Source organism: Sulfurimonas sp. HSL3-1 (assembly GCF_039645995.1).
Classification (GTDB): Bacteria; Campylobacterota; Campylobacteria; order Campylobacterales; family Sulfurimonadaceae; genus Thiomicrolovo; species Thiomicrolovo diazotrophicus.
The window spans coordinates 2,220,369-2,239,851 of the sequence record NZ_CP147920.1 but is presented as its reverse complement, the minus strand read 5'-3'; the positions used below and the strand labels follow the sequence as shown (position 1 = coordinate 2,239,851).

Annotated in this window: 20 protein-coding genes; all 20 read left to right on the top strand. The window is 38.4% G+C overall.

Translation table 11 applies throughout. The annotated features are described in order from the left end of the window. On the top strand, positions 1–576 hold the full coding sequence (rfbC, locus tag WCY31_RS11390; protein ID WP_345972467.1) for a dTDP-4-dehydrorhamnose 3,5-epimerase: 576 nt from the start codon (positions 1–3) through the stop codon (positions 574–576). Beyond that, positions 573–1,445, top strand: a complete 873-nt coding sequence (gene rfbD, locus WCY31_RS11385) for a dTDP-4-dehydrorhamnose reductase (RefSeq protein WP_345972466.1) — start codon at positions 573–575, stop codon at positions 1,443–1,445. The genes rfbC and rfbD overlap by 4 nt, the downstream gene beginning before the upstream one ends. Next, positions 1,445–2,500 (top strand): dTDP-glucose 4,6-dehydratase, encoded by a 1,056-nt coding sequence (gene rfbB, locus WCY31_RS11380; protein ID WP_345972465.1) that lies wholly within the window; start codon positions 1,445–1,447, stop codon positions 2,498–2,500. Before rfbD ends, rfbB begins: the two co-directional genes overlap by 1 nt. Before the next feature lie 38 nt (positions 2,501–2,538). Then, positions 2,539–3,879, top strand: coding sequence for a flippase (locus tag WCY31_RS11375; protein WP_345972464.1), 1,341 nt, complete (start codon positions 2,539–2,541; stop codon positions 3,877–3,879). Then, positions 3,876–4,823: a sulfotransferase gene (locus WCY31_RS11370; RefSeq protein ID WP_345972463.1), complete on the top strand. Its 948-nt coding sequence runs from the start codon at positions 3,876–3,878 to the stop codon at positions 4,821–4,823. The genes WCY31_RS11375 and WCY31_RS11370 overlap by 4 nt, the downstream gene beginning before the upstream one ends. Continuing rightward, the gene (locus WCY31_RS11365; protein ID WP_345972462.1) at positions 4,820–6,463 is read left to right on the top strand and encodes a hypothetical protein; all 1,644 of its coding nucleotides are present in this window, start codon (positions 4,820–4,822) and stop codon (positions 6,461–6,463) included. The genes WCY31_RS11370 and WCY31_RS11365 overlap by 4 nt, the downstream gene beginning before the upstream one ends. Further along, entirely contained in the window at positions 6,460–6,852 is a 393-nt protein-coding gene (locus WCY31_RS11360) for a 5' nucleotidase, NT5C type (protein ID WP_345972461.1), read from the top strand. The genes WCY31_RS11365 and WCY31_RS11360 overlap by 4 nt, the downstream gene beginning before the upstream one ends. Continuing rightward, entirely contained in the window at positions 6,849–7,583 is a 735-nt protein-coding gene (locus WCY31_RS11355; RefSeq protein ID WP_345972460.1) for a glycosyltransferase family 2 protein, read from the top strand. Before WCY31_RS11360 ends, WCY31_RS11355 begins: the two co-directional genes overlap by 4 nt. Further along, positions 7,580–8,677: a hypothetical protein gene (locus tag WCY31_RS11350; protein WP_345972459.1), complete on the top strand. Its 1,098-nt coding sequence runs from the start codon at positions 7,580–7,582 to the stop codon at positions 8,675–8,677. The genes WCY31_RS11355 and WCY31_RS11350 overlap by 4 nt, the downstream gene beginning before the upstream one ends. Continuing rightward, positions 8,674–9,966 carry a hypothetical protein gene (locus WCY31_RS11345; RefSeq protein ID WP_345972458.1) on the top strand — a complete coding sequence of 431 codons (1,293 nt, stop codon included), beginning with the start codon at positions 8,674–8,676 and terminating at the stop codon, positions 9,964–9,966. The genes WCY31_RS11350 and WCY31_RS11345 overlap by 4 nt, the downstream gene beginning before the upstream one ends. 9 nt (positions 9,967–9,975) lie before the next feature. After that, the gene (locus tag WCY31_RS11340; RefSeq protein ID WP_345972457.1) at positions 9,976–10,950 is read left to right on the top strand and encodes a sulfotransferase domain-containing protein; all 975 of its coding nucleotides are present in this window, start codon (positions 9,976–9,978) and stop codon (positions 10,948–10,950) included. Then, positions 10,947–12,122 carry a glycosyltransferase family 4 protein gene (locus WCY31_RS11335; protein ID WP_345972456.1) on the top strand — a complete coding sequence of 392 codons (1,176 nt, stop codon included), beginning with the start codon at positions 10,947–10,949 and terminating at the stop codon, positions 12,120–12,122. The genes WCY31_RS11340 and WCY31_RS11335 overlap by 4 nt, the downstream gene beginning before the upstream one ends. 48 nt (positions 12,123–12,170) lie before the next feature. Further along, a complete protein-coding gene (locus tag WCY31_RS11330; protein ID WP_345972455.1) occupies positions 12,171–13,013 on the top strand; it encodes an NAD-dependent epimerase/dehydratase family protein in 843 nt (280 codons plus the stop codon). After that, a complete protein-coding gene (locus WCY31_RS11325; protein WP_345972454.1) occupies positions 13,010–14,041 on the top strand; it encodes a GDP-mannose 4,6-dehydratase in 1,032 nt (343 codons plus the stop codon). The genes WCY31_RS11330 and WCY31_RS11325 overlap by 4 nt, the downstream gene beginning before the upstream one ends. Before the next feature lie 18 nt (positions 14,042–14,059). After that, on the top strand, positions 14,060–15,091 hold the full coding sequence (locus tag WCY31_RS11320; protein WP_345972453.1) for a dehydrogenase: 1,032 nt from the start codon (positions 14,060–14,062) through the stop codon (positions 15,089–15,091). Then, complete coding sequence (locus WCY31_RS11315) at positions 15,076–15,681, top strand: D-sedoheptulose 7-phosphate isomerase (protein ID WP_345972452.1); 606 nt, start codon at positions 15,076–15,078, stop codon at positions 15,679–15,681. Before WCY31_RS11320 ends, WCY31_RS11315 begins: the two co-directional genes overlap by 16 nt. Next, positions 15,681–16,370, top strand: a complete 690-nt coding sequence (gene hddC / locus WCY31_RS11310; RefSeq protein WP_345972451.1) for a D-glycero-D-manno-heptose 1-phosphate guanosyltransferase — start codon at positions 15,681–15,683, stop codon at positions 16,368–16,370. Before WCY31_RS11315 ends, hddC begins: the two co-directional genes overlap by 1 nt. Then, entirely contained in the window at positions 16,367–16,891 is a 525-nt protein-coding gene (gene gmhB / locus WCY31_RS11305; protein WP_345972450.1) for a D-glycero-beta-D-manno-heptose 1,7-bisphosphate 7-phosphatase, read from the top strand. The genes hddC and gmhB overlap by 4 nt, the downstream gene beginning before the upstream one ends. A gap of 64 nt (positions 16,892–16,955) precedes the next feature. Beyond that, entirely contained in the window at positions 16,956–18,008 is a 1,053-nt protein-coding gene (locus WCY31_RS11300; protein WP_345972449.1) for a glycoside hydrolase family 5 protein, read from the top strand. Between the two features lie 11 nt (positions 18,009–18,019). Further along, positions 18,020–19,111 carry a DUF1972 domain-containing protein gene (locus tag WCY31_RS11295; RefSeq protein ID WP_345972448.1) on the top strand — a complete coding sequence of 364 codons (1,092 nt, stop codon included), beginning with the start codon at positions 18,020–18,022 and terminating at the stop codon, positions 19,109–19,111. The last annotated feature ends 372 nt before the right edge of the window (positions 19,112–19,483 follow it).

Genomic DNA, 19,483 nt, shown 5'->3' with positions numbered 1-19,483 from the left:
ATGCATATTATTGAAACGGCTATACCGGAAGTTGTCATTATCGAGCCTAGAGTGATTGGCGACGAGCGCGGTTATTTTTTTGAGAGCTTTAACAATAATAAGTTTTGTGAAAGTGTGGTCGAAACAAAATTTGTACAAGATAATGAGTCAAAATCCAGGCGGGGTGTTTTACGAGGTCTCCACTATCAAATCCCTCCTTTTTGCCAAAGTAAACTTGCACGTGTAGTACAAGGTTCAGCCCTTGATGTGGCTGTAGATATACGTAAAGGGTCCCCGACATTCGGTCAACATGTTGCTGTTGTACTCAGTGCAGAAAACAAGAGACAACTGTTTATACCACGGGGCTTCGCCCATGCAGTCATCACTCTGAGTGACGAAGCAATTTTTCAGTATAAGGTTGACAATTTTTACTCTTTCGAACATGAGAGAGGGGTATCATTTCAAGATGACGCGTTGAATATTGATTGGCATATGCCTTACGAAGAGATCATCGTATCGGAGAAAGATGCTGGGCTGCCGACGATAGCATCTGGTAATGCCTATTTGTTCGATTACAGTAAGGATTATTACCAATGAGCAAAGTGCTTATAACGGGTGCCACGGGTCAATTGGGACAAGCATTCCAAAAAGTGGCTGGCCGATATTCAGAATTTGAGTTTCTCTTTGTTGACCGAAGTACCTTTGATATTGAAAATAATCAGCAAATATCGGATTTTATAAAAAATAATCCAATTGACTTCTTGATTAATTGTGCGGCATATACGGCTTCTGATAAAGCGGAAGAAGAGAGTGAACGGGCACATCGTATTAATGCTGATGCAGTCAAACAGCTTGCATTACTGAGCCAAGAAAATTCTTTCCGTTTGATTACTTTTTCAAGTGATTATGTCTTTGACGGTAAGCAAAACACTCCGTATCTGGAGAATACCTTGACAGAGCCTTTGAACGTATATGGTCAATCAAAAGTAGCCGGAGAGAATGCCGTGCTCAACCATACAGCTAACGGGGTTGTTCTGAGAGTGGCCTGGATCTATTCCAGTTTTGCCAAAAATTTTGTGAAAACGATCTTGCACCATGCTCAGAACAAAAAAGAGCTTCGCGTCGTCTATGATCAGGTAGGTACACCTACTTATGCTGAAACAATTGCAGATACTGTCTTAAAGATGCTTCCAAAACTCGACAATACAACACCAGAAATTTATCACTTAAGTGATTTAGGTGTTGCCAGTTGGTATGACCTGGCCCATGAAGCCGTCGCAATGATGGGCATTGACTGTAATATCATTCCGATTCTCTCTGATGAATACCCGTCAAACGTTATGAGACCTGCATATAGCGTAATGGATAAGACAAAAATACAACGTGATTTCAATATTGAATTGCCCTATTGGCGTGATTCACTGAGAGAGTGTATTGATGAAATTAAAGCTAGAGGTATAAATTAATGAAATCAATTTTGGTGACCGGCTGCGCCGGTTTTATTGGTTCAAATTTCGTTCCCTATTTCCTGGATAAATACCCCGACTACCACATTGTCAACCTGGACCTGCTGACCTATGCCGGGAACCTGGACAATCTCAAAGAGGTTGAGGGCGACGAGCGTCACACCTTTGTCAAAGGCGACATTTGCAACCGTGAACTAGTCGAATACATCTTCACTACCTACGATATCCGTGGCGTTATCCATTTTGCGGCTGAGAGCCACGTGGACAACTCCATCAAGAACCCGGGCGTCTTTGTCCAAACGAACGTTAACGGAACCTTCACTCTTATCGATGTCGCCTACAAGCAGTGGATGGAAAAACCTTTTGTTTATAAGGAGGGGTATGAGGGGTGCCGTTTCCACCACATCTCAACCGATGAAGTCTACGGTACACTTGGGGCAGAGGGGCTCTTTACCGAAGAGACCCCTTACGCGCCTAACTCTCCCTACAGTGCTTCCAAAGCAGGCAGCGATATGGTCGTTCGCAGCTACCACCACACCTACGGGATGAACACGGTCATTACAAACTGCTCTAACAACTACGGTCCGAAGCAGCATGACGAGAAGCTCATTCCGACAATCATCCGCAAAGCACTTGCAGGGGATGAAATCCCCATCTACGGTGACGGCAAGAACATCCGCGACTGGCTCTACGTGCTGGACCACTGCAAGGGGATCGACCTTGTCTACCATATGGGCAAAAATGGTGAGGTCTACAACATCGGCGGACGAAACGAACGGACCAATAATTACATCGCCGACAAGGTGTGCGAGATCCTGGATGAATTAAAGCCGACAGCAGCAGGGAGCTACAAGGAGCTGATCCGCTACGTCGAGGACCGCGCCGGGCATGACCGCCGTTATGCCATCGATGCGACAAAAATTGAAACAGAATTGGGCTGGAGGGCAGATGAAGACTTTGAAAGTGGGATCATCAAGACGGTTGAATGGTATTTAAAGAAATATCGAAATGAATGTAAGAAAAAAATAAACAACCCTGGTAATGGGATTGTCTAACGAAGTTAGCTGTCAAAAATGTGGGAAATAGAATTTTTATGAATTTAAAATTGAGAAACCGATTTAACTTCAACAAGCATTTTAAAGAAATAATCAGAGGAAGTATTCTGGCCTTTTCTGCGAAAGTACTTGCAACAGGTTTTGGCTTGATATCAAGTTTGATAATAGCGAGATACTACGGCCCAGATGTAGTGGGAATTGTTGCAATAATTAATTCTATTTTACTTATTTTTGGAATTGTTGGCTTAATGGGTCATAATACATCAATTTTGCGATTGATTCCTGAATATACAGAAAAGCATTCTGAGACCGCAGCATACATTATTTACAATAAGACAAGATTGATTGTATTTATGATTTCTATTTGTGCTGGGATAGTATTGTTTATATCCTCTTCTTTTATAGCCGAATATATTTTTCATAAAGACTATTTGCAGGAATATTTTTTAATAGCAGCACCTTTCATTGTAATTTCAACATTAAATATATTGAATACGGATACATTGAGAGCTATACAAAAAATAGATCTATTCGCTTTAATGCAATTGATCCCTTCCATTATTACCCTTATTTTATTGATTGTGACTACGGTAGTGTTTTATAATCGAGATAATCCTGTATACATTATTTTTGCAACTAGTCTAATAACTGCACTCATCCTCTTCTATATAATCCGGTCAACCTTTAAAGGCAGAGTTTCTAAGAATCATAGCACAGTGCCCCAGATCAAGAAAGCTGAAATTTTTTCACTTTCTTTTCCTATGTTTTTAACTGCTGTGATGCATTTAGTCATTTCTCAAACAGACATAATTATGCTTGGAATTATGAGGAATGAAACTGATGTAGGTATCTATGCTATTACATTAAAGATGGCTTTACTTACAAGCTTCATATTAAATGCCATCAATTCAATGGCAGCACCCAAGTTCTCACAGCTCTATCACTCAAATAATTTAGAAGATTTAAAAGAAGTAGCACAGAAGTCTTCTAAACTAATTTTTTGGATGACGTTACCTTTAATTCTTGTTTACATATTTGCTGGGCATTATGTATTGTCAATTTTTGGAGAATCCTTTAGCAGAGGTTATTATGCACTTATTTTCCTTTCAATTGGTCAGTTTATTAACGCTGCTGCAGGATCAGTGGGCTACTTTTTGGATATGACTGGTGATCAAAAAATCTTTCAAAATATTGTAATTTTTGCTGCTGCACTCAATATCATTCTGAATTTTCTTTTAATCCCTTCACATGGAATAGAGGGTGCTGCTTTTGCAAGTATGACCAGTATGATATTTTGGAATATTCTTGCATCTGTATATATTAAAAGAAAACATGGCTTTTATATTTCTTACATACCAAGCTTAAGGGGAAGAAAATGAATTCATTACCAAACTTTTTCATTGGTGGAGCACCAAAAACAGGTACAACTTCATTTCATAATTATTTAGACCAGCATCCCTCCATATTTATGTCTCCTATCAAGGAACCTCACTATTTTAGTAAAGATATTAGATGCAAAAATTTTGATTCAAGATTTAAGATTCAAGATTGTTTTGATATTAAAGAGTATTTATCACACGATCCTTTGCCATCAAAGCACGCTGCTTTTTGTATAGAAGAGGAAGAAGATTATTTGGCTTTGTTTAAAGGAGTTTCTTCTGAAAAAATTATAGGAGAAAGTAGTGTATTTTATTTATGGAGTCATGATGCCGCAGAAGAAATTTTTAAGTTTAATCCTGACGCAAAATTAGTATTTTTTTTGAGAAACCCTGTTGAGAGGGCTTTTTCTCATTGGTTAATGGATTTCAGAGATGGTAGGGCCATGAGAGCAACATTTTCTGAAGCTGTAAAACAAGACCAAGAGGTGGCAAAGAGACAATGGGGAAATTCTTTTTTATATTTGGAACTTGGACTGTATTCTCGACAACTTGCGAAATATTTTGAATTGTTTCCAAAAGATCAAATCAAAATAATTTTGTTTGATGATGTAAAAAGAAACACGCAACAAATATTGGATGAGATTTTTGATTTTTTGCAAGTTGAAAGAATGAGTATTGATACTGAAAAAAAATATAATGAGACAAAAAGTGTAATGAGATATTCGATATTTGCAAAAGCAAGAAAAAATAAATTTTATAAAAAAATACTTGGTGTTATACCTATTAATTTAAAAGAGCTGATAAAAGAAAAATTTTTGTTGACACACAATATACCGATGCTGTCTTCAAGCGATAAAATAAAATTCTTTCCCTATTTCAAAGAAGATATAGAGCATTTGGAAAAGATGATAGATAGGGATCTGTCAACATGGAAGATAGTATGAAACATACCAAAAATTATAAGGATATATCAGTAATTATTTTGGCTGCAGGGAGTCTGAAAAATAAGAATCATTTTCTTGATTATGCATTTAGTTCCCCAGCCCTTGTCCCAGTGAATACTAGAACAGCAGCATCTAATATCATTGAATTTTATCAAGAATTTCTTCCTGAAAGTAGAATTTATCTAGTGATAAATGAATACGATGAAGATGAGGTAAGAACACATTTAAAGTATTACCTTCAAAATGTTTCATTGGTGAAGATAGGAGAGTCTAGCGGTATAAATGAGACAATTGCTATTGTACTCAATGAAAATAGTATGAGTGAAGATCTTATTATCAACCCAGTGACGACAATACCGACCAAAATTCCTGAACAAAATGAAGTGTTTTTGTCTATTGCAACTTATGAAAATGCGGACTTTTCATTGGTCACGCCTCGTAGTGATACGATTGAATTTTTTGTTAAAGGGACGCTGCCACTTGAAAAGTCTCATGCATTTACAGGGGTCTTAAGAACCTCAAAGGCATGGATGGTTGATGCATTGAGTCGTTCTACAACTATGACAGATCTGCTAGAAGTAGTCAGAATGATTGAAGGCAAACACGGACTCACATATCAAACAGTCGATTGGATCGACTGTGGTCATGAAATAAACTTTTATGAGTCAAAGGCAAAATTGATTGCATCCAGGTCATTTAATGCAATTCAAATTCATTCAGATAAAGGTATTTTGGAAAAACATTCCACAAATAATAAGAAGTTTAAAGATGAAATTGAATTTATGCATCTTTTACCACATGAGATTCAGGTGTTTTTCCCTCGGATTATCGGGAGTTCTTTTTTTGAAGAGCGTGCCAGTGCTAAAATCGAGTATTACGGCTATCCGACCATGGCTGAGTACATGCTTTACTGGAATCTTTCCAACGGGATGTGGGAAAAAGCCTTTAAGGCGTTAACACAGCCGTTGAAACAGTTTAAAAAGCACTCGTTTTCGATTGGGATGAAGGCCTATAAAAGATTTTATGAGGGTAAACTACTAGACAGAGTTGACAAATTTATGCATCAACTGTCAGACAATCGTAGATTTATACTTCAGAATGATGAGTTGACAATTAACAACGTTCGCTACAAAAATTTTCCTGTACTCAAAGAGACTATTTCCAAACGTCTTGAAGAACTCTATGATGAAAATGATTTTTGTATTATGCACGGTGATTATTGTTTTAATAATATTCTTTATGATCATAAAAGTGGCATCATCCGGCTGATCGATGCACGAGGAAGCTTTGGATCAGAATGTGTTGGAATTTACGGCGACAGCAAATATGACTTGGCCAAACTGACGCATTCGATTATTGGGCGTTATGACTATTTTATCGCCAAACTTTTCACCCTTGATATTGAGGATGATAACACTGTCAATTTCAGTGTGCATAAGCGGGAGACTCATGAGCTGCTTGAGCATTTGAACAAAAAACTGATAGAAGAACTTGGCTATAGCGTAAATGACATTCTGTTTTTAACTGCACTCCTATTCCTTTCAATGCCACCGCTTCATAATGAGGACCCAGATAGGCAAGTCGCATTCTATGTGCACGGCATTGTACTTTTAAATCAGTCATTGGGGATAAACACATGAAAATAAAACGAATATGTATCGATTTGGATGGTGTAATCTGTCAGCTCAAACAGCCAGGCCAGACATATGCAGATGTAGAGCCTATAGCAGGTGCAATTGAAAGAATTAACGAACTAAAAAGTTTTGGTCATTACATCATTATTTTGACGGCACGGCATATGAAAACATGTCAGGGTAATGTAGGACTTGTGCAGCAGCGCGTTGCTCAGGTCACTTTAGAATGGCTTGAAAAACATGGTGTAGAGTACGACGAAATACACTTCGGAAAACCTTGGGCTGATATCTACATCGATGATAATGCATACCGCTTTAATAACTGGACAGAAATTGATGGAGATGGGCAGAACCTTCCGCAGTCTCATGAAAAAAGTGTAAGGGGTGACGAGTGACTTTTGTGATTCCAATGGCCGGGAAAGGCTCCCGCTTTCAAAAAGCTGGTTATGAGATGCCGAAGATGTTAATTGAAGCTCACGGCAAGACACTCCTTGAATGGTCAGTTGACTCTTTGCCATTGGAAATATGTGATTCACTTATTTTTATAGGTTTGAAAGAGCACAAAGAAAAATATTCCATAGATAGTGTTATAAAAAAGCTTTATGCAGACAGAGTAAAAAAACTAGAAATACTTTTTCTGGATAAAGTGACTAGAGGACAGGCTGAAACAGTTATGATGGGTGAAGAGTTCTTTGAGCCAGACAAAGATCTGGTTATTTTCAATATTGATACCCATGTTTATGCCCCGAGTCTGAAATACGATCTATTACGAGAAGATTGCGATGGTGTGTTGGGCGCTTTTCATAGTAACGAAGACAGGTTTAGTTTTGCAAAACTGGATGAGAATGGCTATGTAGTGGAAACTGCTGAGAAGGTTGCAATTTCAAATTATGCACTGACTGGTTTGTATCATTTCAAAAGGGCTTCGGATTTTGTAGATGTTGCGAAAAAACATATAGAAAGCGAAGTATTGACAAAAGGAGAGTTCTATATTGCCCCTATGTATAACGATTTGATAAGCGAAGGCAAGAAGTTTATTATCAACATGGCTGAGGAACATTGGGTTTTGGGAACTCCGGAAGAACTGAATGATTTTGAAATAAATTATCAAAGTAGGGTGAGATGACCTTCACAATCAAGTCCATTGAAGATATCGAAAATTTACGATTTAGATATCTTCAATTTGCACCTTTTGATAAAGTTGTTATCGATAAAGCCAAGATAAAAAAACAAGGTGTTCTTCGTTGGGCTATTAAGTACGCTTTTTGGAACGTTTCGAGCAACGGCAGCATTATTATAAAAGACTCTTCGTACGATGGGTATACCGAACGTGAAATTAAAAAAGATTTTTGGCAAACAAAGCGAGAATTGTTCAAAACGTTAGGTGGGGAAGTTGAACCTCTCAAGCTTAGTGAGAATGAGATTGAAGTCAAGAAATTACGTTCATCTAGCTATTCCAATACAGGCGTGACATTCGGCGTGGTATTTTCTGGCTCGAAAAGCGAAGAACCAGTTTTAATAAATTGTCTTGAGAGCCTACGAAAAACATGTGAAAAATCCCCCAATATACCTAGTGAGATCATTGTGTGTGGGCCTTCTGAGTATTCTGCACATCACCTGCAAGAGATGTTTAAAGATAGTATAAATTTTCACTATCTCCAATATGATGCAGCTGTAGAACATGGTAGATTTCTGATTGGCAAAAAAAAGAATTTTCTGTTGCAACGATCAAGCTATAACGTTGTCACGATCATGCATGCTAGAATTGAGGTGGAAGAAGACTTTGTAAATAAAATCTTTTATAGACAGTTTGACATGATATCCCCGCAGGTACAGGGCCTTGAAGACGGTAAGTTGTATGATTATCTTTCTTACATTCTGATAAGATCTTATAATTTTGATGCATCTGCCAGCAACCCGCTAAGTACAGATTACTTCAGTGAAAAATACTTATATTATATGAAAAACTACTATCCATATATTGATGGTGGAATGATAGTCTTTAACAAGAACGTTATTAAAGAGGAGCCTTTCAACAATAAATTAGCTTGGGCTGAGGCTGAAGATGTTGATGTCGCACAACAATGTTATGGCGAAGGCATTCTGATTGATTTTTATAAGGATATCATTTGCTGTTCACAGACAGTTAAGTATAGATTAAAACCATCTACATTGAAAAAAATTAATATTTTTATGATTAATCTAAAGAGATTTTTATGAGTCACTTAACTACAAAAAAGAATTTTCAAATTTTTTCATTAATCATTGTGTTTATCTTTTCGTTGAAATATTTTCAATCTACTCCATTTGAGACTCTTTTCTTTCAGGCACAGGCTTTTTTTTTGGGAATAGTGTTGGTGTTCCTTATGCTTTTTGTGTTTACCAAACTTATAAAAAGAAGAAAATTCGACAAAATGATTTTTTACTATCTACTCTTAATAGTGACTATCCCTTTTTATAGTGCATATCGAGCATCTACAGAGTTTGGACAGCCATTTATTTATGGGGTTCTTGCAGAGCGCACTTGGTTGCTTTTAGGTACGTCGATTTGGTTGTATTATGTATTGATTACTAAAAAAATTTCTTTTTCGACGATGGAGTCGGCTTTTGTTTTCATGGCGTGGGTTTCACTTTTTATTTTCACTATTTTTGTTTTGACATTTGATCCGAATCAGCTTCAGAGTTCTGAAGAGATTGCTAACTTTGTCCATTTAACTGAGGATCGTGGCTTACGTTTTAAGTTTCAAAAATATTTTATTACCTTTGGATCAATTTATTATTTTGTCAAATATATGATTGATAAGAATGCAAAGGATTTAATTTATATGTCATTCTTTTTAGGGTTTGTATTCTTTGTTATTCAAGGGCGCTTCTATATTTTAGCCATTTTATTAACATACACATTTTATCTGATAATGAATTATTCAATGAGTAGATTATTCGTAATAGTGATAAAGACAGGGTTTGTTTTATTTGTTGGCTTGCTAATACTTCAAATAATTATGCCTGACTATTTGGATCGGATGAGTTACCTTTTCTCCCAAATGTTTACTGTTCTTGCTGGGCAAGAATCAATGGACTCATCAGCTAATGCACGGATTTTTGCAAGTTTAATAGTATTTGAATATTTCGAAATGCATCCTATGAGTGTTTTCTGGGGGACAGGAAGAGTGAGTCATCAATGGGATGGTGGATATGATTCTATTTTTGGTTATTTTTATCCTTCAGATATTGGAGTATTAGGTGGCATATTCATGTATGGTGCCATTGGCTTCATTGTTTTATATCTAATTCCATTCATATTTTCTATTAATGTGTTGAGGAAGCTTCCTAGCTCAGAGGATGTCTTTATAGTCACTTTCAAATATTTATTAGTCTATGCATTAATCGCATCAGTGCAAGCAAGTTTTTACTTTACACCAATAAGGTATTTGATTCCATTACTTATATTGTATGCATTTTTAAAAATGCAGTGGCAAGATAAAATAGGCAAAAAAAGCATAAATTAAGGAAAAAAAATGAGAGAAAACTTACCAAACTTAATAATCGGTGGCGTTTTTAAGGCCGGGACGACATCACTTTTTTCATATTTGTCGGCACATCAAAAGATCGCGATTTCTAGTAAAAAAGAATTGGGTTATTTCGTGCCATTACAGTTCGATCAAGGGTTGCCACCGCTAGAAGAATACACTAAGTATTTTACGCATATCGAAACTCCAAATGACTTTGCTTATATTTTAGAAGCTAGCCCGGGTTATCTTTATGGCGGGCAAAAAGTAGCCCGGATGATGCAAAAGGTATTGGGTGAATTTAAAGTAATTTTTATTTTACGTGAACCAAAAAGTAGACTATATTCTTTTTATGAATACTTGAAATCAAACTACGTCCATGCATATGCCAGTAGATTGAAACAGGATCAAATTACTTTTATTAACGAAATGACGTATGAGAGCTACTGTCGAGCATCATTGGATTATTATAGAAGTGGCAAAAATAATATAGAAAATGACTATTTTCTAAGTGGCATAAAATATGGGCTTTATTATAGATTTTTGAAGGAATGGTTTGAAGTCCTTGACAGTAAAAACATCAAAATTGTTTTTTTGGAAAACATGGAAGAGTATCCTAAAGAAACAATGCTGGAGATTTGTGAGTGGTTGAATATTCCCAGTGGATTTTATGAGAGTTATGAGTACAAAGTCCAGAATAAAACACAATTTGCAAAATGGGAGTGGTTACATAAAATGGCATTGACAATCAATAGACAATTGGAACCGTTTTTTAGGAAAAATTTGTATATCAAAGACTTTTTAAAAAAAGTGTATTTTTCATTAAACAAAAAAGAAACCCATCAAGAAACCTTAGGCTTTGAAACCTCAACAGAAGTTTCTGATCTATTTAATGAGGAAAATCTCTTGTTGAAAAATTTCCTTGAGAAACAAAAATATAGTCATTCCAATTTTCCCCAATGGCTTAAAGAGAGTGGCCAGTGAAAAGCAAAGATATTATTGCAGTCATTGAGCCTGTCGGCGGGCACGGTGGATTGGATTATTATGATTTTAATATGCTGAATTCAATCAAAATGCAGCATGGCTATGATGCCAATTTATATACATGTGATGAAACTTCGGAATACGAATCAGTCGAACTCGTCTACAAAAACATTTATGGGGAAACAAATAAATTTATTCGTGGATTAAACTATGTGAAAGGGACACTTTTTGCGTTGTTGGATGCAAAAAGAAGAAGTGCCAAAATCGTGCATTTACATTTTGTCGATTTTGGATTTCTTGAATATTATAATTTGATTTTAGCTAAAAAAGTTTTTGGTTTTCGTGTCGTAGGAACTGTGCATGATGTAGAGTCATTTGAAAAATATGCAAAAGGTGACAGTTCAAGACATAACTATGAGAAATTCCTTACTTTATTGGATGCAGCTGTATTGCATACAGAATATGCTAAGAATGAATTGGTAAAAAATCTGAAATCTAACATAGTGGATGCGAAGAAAATAGAAACCATTTACGGCCCTGATTTTGATGTTGAGAGCTTGGACTCTAACTTCATTGAAAAAAATGTTGCCAGGGAACATCTCAATCTGCCGCAAGACAGAAAAATTATTTTGTTTTTTGGGCAGATAAAAAAAGTTAAAGGGCTTGACCTCTTGCTAAAAGCATTGGCGGAAGTGGCAAAAAAGGAACCTTCAGTTCTTCTTGTCATTGCCGGTAAAGTTTGGAAAGACGATTATTCTGAATATGAAAATATTATTGAGGAATACGGACTTGCAAACTATGTCGATCAGCGGATTGGGTATGTTAATAATGACGATGTGCCTCATTATTTCAATGCAGCCGACCTTGTTGTTCTCCCATACAGGAAGATTTACAACAGTGGTGTTTTAATCCGCTCTATGAGCTTCGGTACACCGGTACTCGCCTCTGATTTCGGACCGTTTAAAGAATTCATTATTCCTGGCAAGAATGGATTTTTATTTGAAGCTGAAAATGTAGAAAGCTTGGCAGAAAATTTACATGAAATAATGGCTGATATGACATCGTTAAAGCAGGTCTCGCTTGAGGAAAGGGCTAGTATTAAAGAACATTTTGCATTGGATTCAATTGGGAAGCAATATTGTGATTTATATGAATCTGTATTAAATATGTAATAACAAAACACTAAAATTAATTGTAATATAATTGTAGAAAGGGAATTTTTGAATCTTATCATTGGAAGAAACGGTCTTATAGCTAGTGAGTTGATTCGGCGGGGCGGGTATACATTTACTACTTCGATGATAAATGAAGAAGGTTTTTTTTTAGATTTGTATGCTCCTGAGTCTTTTGATTATCAACAGATCAACAGTGAGACAAAAGTTATTTTTCTTGCAGCTATTTCTTCTCCGGATAAATGTGAGAATGATTTTGAAAACGCATACAGTGTCAATGTGACTGGTACTAAATATTTCATTGAAAAAGTACTTGAAAATGGGGGGAAAGTATTATTTTTCTCTAGCGATGTCATTTACGGCAATACAACAGACCCGGTTAATGAAGATGCTCCTACACACCCCTTTGGTGAATATGCAAAGATGAAAGATGAAGTTGAAAAAGCTTTCGCGGGTAAAGATAATTTCAAAGTATTTCGATTGTCATACGTACTATCGCAGGGTGATAAATATTTGCAATACCTTCAAAACTGTCTGAAAGAGAGTAAAACAGCCGAGGTGTTTCATCCATTCTATCGGAAAATAGTATTCATGGAGGACGTTTTGGACGCCATTGAGGCAATATTGCAGAAATGGGATGCATTCCCAAATCAAAAGTTCAATATCTGTGGGAATGAAAACGTGTCGAGGAAAGATATCGCAGACTATTTCAATGAAGCAGTAGGCAATAATTTGAAATATGTATTAATTGAACCGGATGAGAATTTTTGGATGGCAAGACCAAAAAATATCGAGCTCGTGTCACTATATCTTGAACAACTTTTGGGTAGAAAACCAATCAAGATACGTGAAGCGGTACACAATATAGTAAAAGGAAAAAAAATAGCATGACAAAAAAAGCATTGATTACTGGGTTTACAGGGCAGGTCGGCTCACAAATGGCAGATTTTCTTTTGGAAAAGACAGATTATGACGTTGTTGGAATGATGCGTTGGCAAGAGCCTATGGAAAATATATATCATCTGACGGAACAAATCAATAATAAAGAGCGTATAAGTGTATATTACGCTGATTTGAATGATTATGCTGCAATGGCAAGAATGCTGAAGGATATTCGTCCAGATGTTATCTTCCATTTGGCGGCTCAATCTTTCCCAAAAACTTCGTTTAACATCCCAATTGAAACCCTCCAAACCAATATTATCGGCACGGCAAATCTATTGGAAAATATACGTCAGTTGAAAGAAAATGAGGATTATGATCCAGTTGTACACGTTTGTTCGTCTAGTGAAGTATATGGTAGAGCTAAACCCGGTGAAGCTTTAGCCGAGGATACAAAGTTTCACGGGGCAAGTCCTTATAGCATTAGTAAAATCGGAACGGATTATTTAGGGCAGTTTTATGGTGAAGCTTATGGCATCAAGACTTATGTGACGCGGATGGGGACCCATACCGGACCAAGACGTAGCGATGTGTTTTTTGAAAGTACGGTTGCGAAACAGATCGCTCTTATTGAAGCGGGCCTTCAGGAGCCCATTGTGAAAGTAGGCAATTTGGCTAGTGTCAGAACATTTCAGGATGCGCGCGATGCAGTAAGGGCCTATTATTTGCTGTCGTTGGAAAGTGAAATAGGGAACGTACCTTGCGGAGAAGCTTTCAATATCGCAGGAGAGGAAGCATATAAGTTGCCCGAAGTTATTGATGTCCTTCTGAGTTTCAGCACAAGAGATGACATAGAGGTTCAGACTGATACAGACCGATTACGGCCGATTGATGCTGACTATCAGATGTTTGATAATACAAAAATTAGATCATTTATCGATTGGAAGCCTGAGATCCCTACAAAAAAAATGTTTGAAGACTTGCTCAATCATTGGCGGGATGAGATCAAAAGCGGTCGTGTCCCTTTGAGCCGCTAAGAACAAAGGTATACATCAATGATAATAAGATCAAAAGCACCGCTTAGGTTGGGATTAGCAGGCGGAGGGACGGATGTCAGTCCCTACTGTGACGAGTTTGGCGGGGTGGTGCTCAATGCGACAATTGATATGTATGCCTACTGTACCATCGAGGTCTGTGATGAGGAGAAGATTGTTTTTGAGGCTGCAGATCGGAATGAAAGAGTTGAATACAAGGCGACAAGTTCTCTTCCTATTGACGGCTTGCTTGATCTGCACAAAGGTGTTTATAACCGGGTAATACGGGACTTCAATGACAACCAACCGCTCTCTTTCAATATGACGACATATTCAGATGCGCCAGCAGGAAGTGGACTTGGGTCATCATCTACGATGGTAGTGGTAATCCTCAAAGCTTTTGTAGAGTGGCTCAACCTTCCTTTGGGTGAGTATGATATTGCCCAACTGGCTTACGACATTGAGCGAAAAGATATAGGTCTTAGTGGTGGAAAGCAGGATCAATATGCCGCTACATTCGGCGGATTTAACTTTATGGAGTTTTATGAAAAAGACAGGGTCATCGTTAATCCGTTGCGTGTAAAGAACTGGATTATTGATGAGCTGGAGTCGTCGATGGTACTCTTTTTTACTGGTGCTTCGCGCGAGTCGGCTAAAATCATCGATGAGCAGAAAAAAAATGCCGAAACAAAACAGGAGAAATCCATCCAAGCCATGCATGAGCTCAAAGCGGATGCCTATATTATGAAAGAGGCTGTCCTAAAGGGTGATATATCCAAATTCGCTGAAACACTCGGTAAATCATGGGAAGCTAAGAAACGGACGGCAGTTTCGATATCGAACAGTCATATTGATAAGATATACTCCGCAGCGCTTGAGGCAGGTGCATACGCAGGGAAGGTGTCGGGTGCAGGCGGTGGTGGCTTTATGATGTTTGTCGTAAATCCGGTCAAGCGACTCCAGGTTATTGAGAAGCTCAATGCCTATGACGGCGGAAGAGTGATGAATTTTCACTTTGTAACAGAGGGAACGAAAGGATGGAAAATACTGTAATGCAAACATTTATTGATAATCAGATTGACAAGTCGTACAAGATCAAGAAGGCGATCTTGGAAGATAGAGAACTGAGTGACTTGATACGTGAAGTATCGGCGAAGTGCATAGCGGTCTACAAAAACGGCAATAAGACACTGATTGCGGGCAACGGCGGCAGCGCGGCAGATGCGCAGCATATTGCGGGGGAGTTCGTGAGCAAGTTCTACTTTGACCGGCCGGGACTCGCATCGATCGCGTTGACAACGGATACTTCCATTTTGACTGCGATCGGGAACGATTACGGGTATGAAAAACTCTTTTCACGCCAGGTGCAGGCGAACAGTGTCGAAGGTGATATGTTTATCGGCATTTCAACCAGCGGTAATTCGCAGAATGTTGTAGAAGCGCTGAAAACCTGCAAAGAAAAAGGGATTGTGACCGTTGGCCTGACGGGTGAAAATGGCGGAGAGATGGCGGAGCTTTGCGATTACTGCATTAAGGTACCTTCGAATGAAACGCCGCGTGTTCAGGAAGCGCATATCCTTATTGGGCATATCATTTGTTCCGTGGTCGAAGAGGAATTGTTCGGCAAAGGCTTCGAGGCGTAATGGAAGCCATTGTTCTAGCCGGCGGTCTCGGTACACGCCTTAGGAGTGTAGTGAGCGAGCTGCCGAAACCCATGGCCCCCGTGGGCGGCAAGCCTTTTCTGGAGTATATTTTTCAGTATTTAAAGAAAAACGGCATTGAGCGTATCGTCCTTTCGGTCGGTTACAAGTGGGAGAGCATTAGGGACTATTTTGGCGAGGAATATGAGGGCATGGCTCTTATTTACAGTGTTGAAGACGAGCCACTTGGAACCGGCGGCGCGATTAAAAAGGCATTCGAGTCTGTCAAAAGCGAAAACGTATTTATCATTAACGGCGATACTTTTTTCGACGTCCCACTCCAAACGCTGAATGACCAATTAAACCCAGATAGCAAACTACTTCTGTCGTTGAAAAGAATGCACCGTTTTGACCGTTACGGCTGCGTCGAAAGTGACAGCACCGGAAAAGTGACGGCTTTTACGGAAAAAGGCTACCGTGAAAGCGGCAATATCAACGGCGGGGTATATCTTGCATCTGCGGATCTTTTTGAGAGCTTTGATCTGGACGAGAAATTCTCGTTTGAAGCTTTTATGGAAGAGTACTTCGATGCGTTAGGTGTCCGTGCCGTGGTTTTTGACGGTTACTTTATTGATATCGGTATCCCGGAGGACTACTCCCGGGCAGAAGACGAGCTGAAAGAGCACGTGTGAGAAAAGCACTTTTTCTTGATCGTGACGGTGTAATCAACAAGGAAAAAAATTACCTCTACAAGATAGAGGATTTTGAATTCATTGACGGTCTCTTTGAAACCTGCCGCACTTTCCAGGAAAAAGGGTATCTCATTATCGTTATTACGAATCAGGCGGGGATTGCGCGGGGGAAATACACCGAAGATGATTATCAGCAATTGACTCGATGGATGATTGAGCGTTTTGCAGATGAAGGGGTTACAATAAATGCTGTTTACCATTGTCCCCATCATCCGGATTTTTCAGGTGAATGCAGTTGTCGTAAACCGGAGCCTGGCATGTTGGAAGAAGCGAAAGCAGCCTTTGACATTGACATGGTATCTTCAGTTTTGGTGGGGGATAAAGAGAGTGACATTGAAGCTGGATTGCAAGCTGGCATAGGCGTAAATATATTAGTTAAGAGTGGACATAAGATTGATGAAGAAGCGACGAAAGCTCGTTATGTGCTGCAAAGTATTAAAGAGCTTACTTTCCTAGAATGAATTGAGGGTTGTCGTGGTGGGTCCAATAAAGATAATAGTGTTGTCGTTTTTTCTATTATCGGTTATGCTGTTCGGTAATACAGAAACAAAACAAGAGATCCGAACAACGAGGAGTGTGCACTGGCCATTTCCTGATAGAGCCAGGGGCTTTAATACTACACATGAATATTTGACACCATCCATTATTACTAAGTTACATGATTGGAATGTGAATGTATTGCGTATTAATATTGGCTCAGGTAAGCGAAAGGAAAATCGGTCTTTTCAAAAACCTAAAAATGATTATGAACCTGTATTAAAAAAAATAGATTCAATCTTACCATATTGTCGTCAAAATAAATTGGGTTTGATTATTAGTTTAGATGATGATCCGTGGAGACGAGAAAAAAATAACTGGTCAAGAGAAGGCATAAGGAGATATAAAAATCGTCTTTTGGAAATCTGGGGAATGATTGCCGCCAAGTATGCTTTAGAACCGGCAATTCTAGCATATGATGTTTATAATGAACCACAATATAAGAGGGCAGATTCGAATGTCTGGAATGAAGAAGTCATGCAAAGTGTTATTGAGAAGATCCGTAATCATGATAAAAAAATTTCTATTATAATTGAACCAGGCCCATGGGCTTTCCCCGAATCATTAGAATCAATGAAAGTGTTTGAAGATCCAAATATTATATATAGCGTTCATATGTATGCTCCAAGGGAATATACGCATCAGGGCATACGTGACCTGAAAGCACTCAAAGGGAAACTGTCTTATCCTGGTTGGCTTCAAATGTTCAGTACAAGTTTGCCAAGATATTGGGATAAAGAATTATTAATAAAGTATGTGAGAGAGGCCCGTCGATTTCAAGAAAAATACAATGTTAGAATTTTCGTTAGTGAGTTCGGTGTGGTACGTTGGGCACCTGGAAGTGCAAAATGGGTAAAAGATAGTATTGAAATATTTGAGCAGTATGGGTGGGATTGGTGTTTCCATAGTTACGGTGCATGGAATGGTTTTAATCCATCTTTTGATCCTGAAGATCGAGTGTCATTATTATCTGATGGGAATAAAACGACAGAAACATTAAAAGTTTTGCTACATTATTTCAAAAAAAACCAATTAAATTGAAAAGGAACTAAATGCGAATAGGACTCATAGGTTGCCGAGGAATTCCAAACTATTATGGAGGGTTTGAACAATTTGCCGAGTATTTATCAGTGGGTCTTGTAGAGGCCGGCCATGAGGTAGTTGTGTACAACTCGCACACGCACCCATACCAGGAATCAGAGTATAAGGGTGTTGAAATAAGACATATCTACGATCCGGAGAACAGGATCGGCACAGCGGGTCAATTTGTATATGACTTTTTAAGCATTCGGGATTCAAGGAAACAAAACTTCGACATCATCTTACAGCTGGGGTATACGAGCAGCACAGTTTTTTCCTGGTATTTTCCAAAAAACGCAGTGTTGATTACCAATATGGATGGACTGGAATGGAGCCGATCGAAATACAGCAAGAAAGTCCAAAAGTTTTTGCAGTATGCCGAGTCCCTTGGTGTCAGGCATAGTGACCATCTGATTGCAGACTCTCTAGGGATTCAAGAGTATTTAAAAAGTAAATATGGGGCTGAATCGACCTATATCCCTTATGGGGCACATGTTGTGAAAAATTTTGATGAGCAGGCTCTCGGGGAATTTAATTTGGAGAAATATCAGTACAACATGCTGATAGCCCGGTTGGAACCGGAAAACAATATTGAAATGATACTTGAGGGTATTGCGGCGTCATCAGTACAGATCCCTTTTCTCGTTGTCGGCAAACATGAGACAAGTTTCGGTGAGTATCTGAAAGGAAAGTTTTCTGATTCACGCATTCGCTTTGTAGGAGCGGTGTATGATATGGAAAAACTGAACACATTGCGCGGTTTTTCAAATCTTTATTTTCATGGGCATTCAGTCGGTGGTACGAATCCTTCGTTACTTGAAGCGATGGCTTCAAATGCATTGATTTGCGCAAATGACAATAAGTTCAACTCAACAATTTTGGAAGAAGATGCATTCTATTTTTCATCTTCCAAGGATGTGACTAAATTTGCGGAATCAATCAGAAAAGAAGATTATGGGACATTCTTGGCAAACAATGTGAAGAAAATTGAGACGATATATACATGGCCTAATATTGTAGATAGTTATGAAGAACTCTTTAAAGGGTTACTGGCCAACAAGTAAGCCTCTCAGCCGAACGAGCAGTTCTCTTGGATCAGTTTGAAGAGATAGTTCCGGGAGATGACAAGAAGGACTCAATGCTCAATTGGAGTAGTCGGAGCAGAATATGCCTATAAATTGGTACCTATTGGGCTTGTTTCTCGTATACTATATGAGGGATCTGAGACAATATTGCTTTTGGCAAAATCCGCCTTTTTCCGCTGATAGGTCTGAACTCATACACATTACACAACCCCGTTACGAATCATCATCCAAACTTTATATTTGTACAAGCATGGGAAGTGCGAGCCTTCTTGGCGGGGCTGACGTAAATGAGTGTGGTGGTTTATATGGGTGAAAACTAAGTGAATTGATTGTATAAATGCCCTTTCAGTT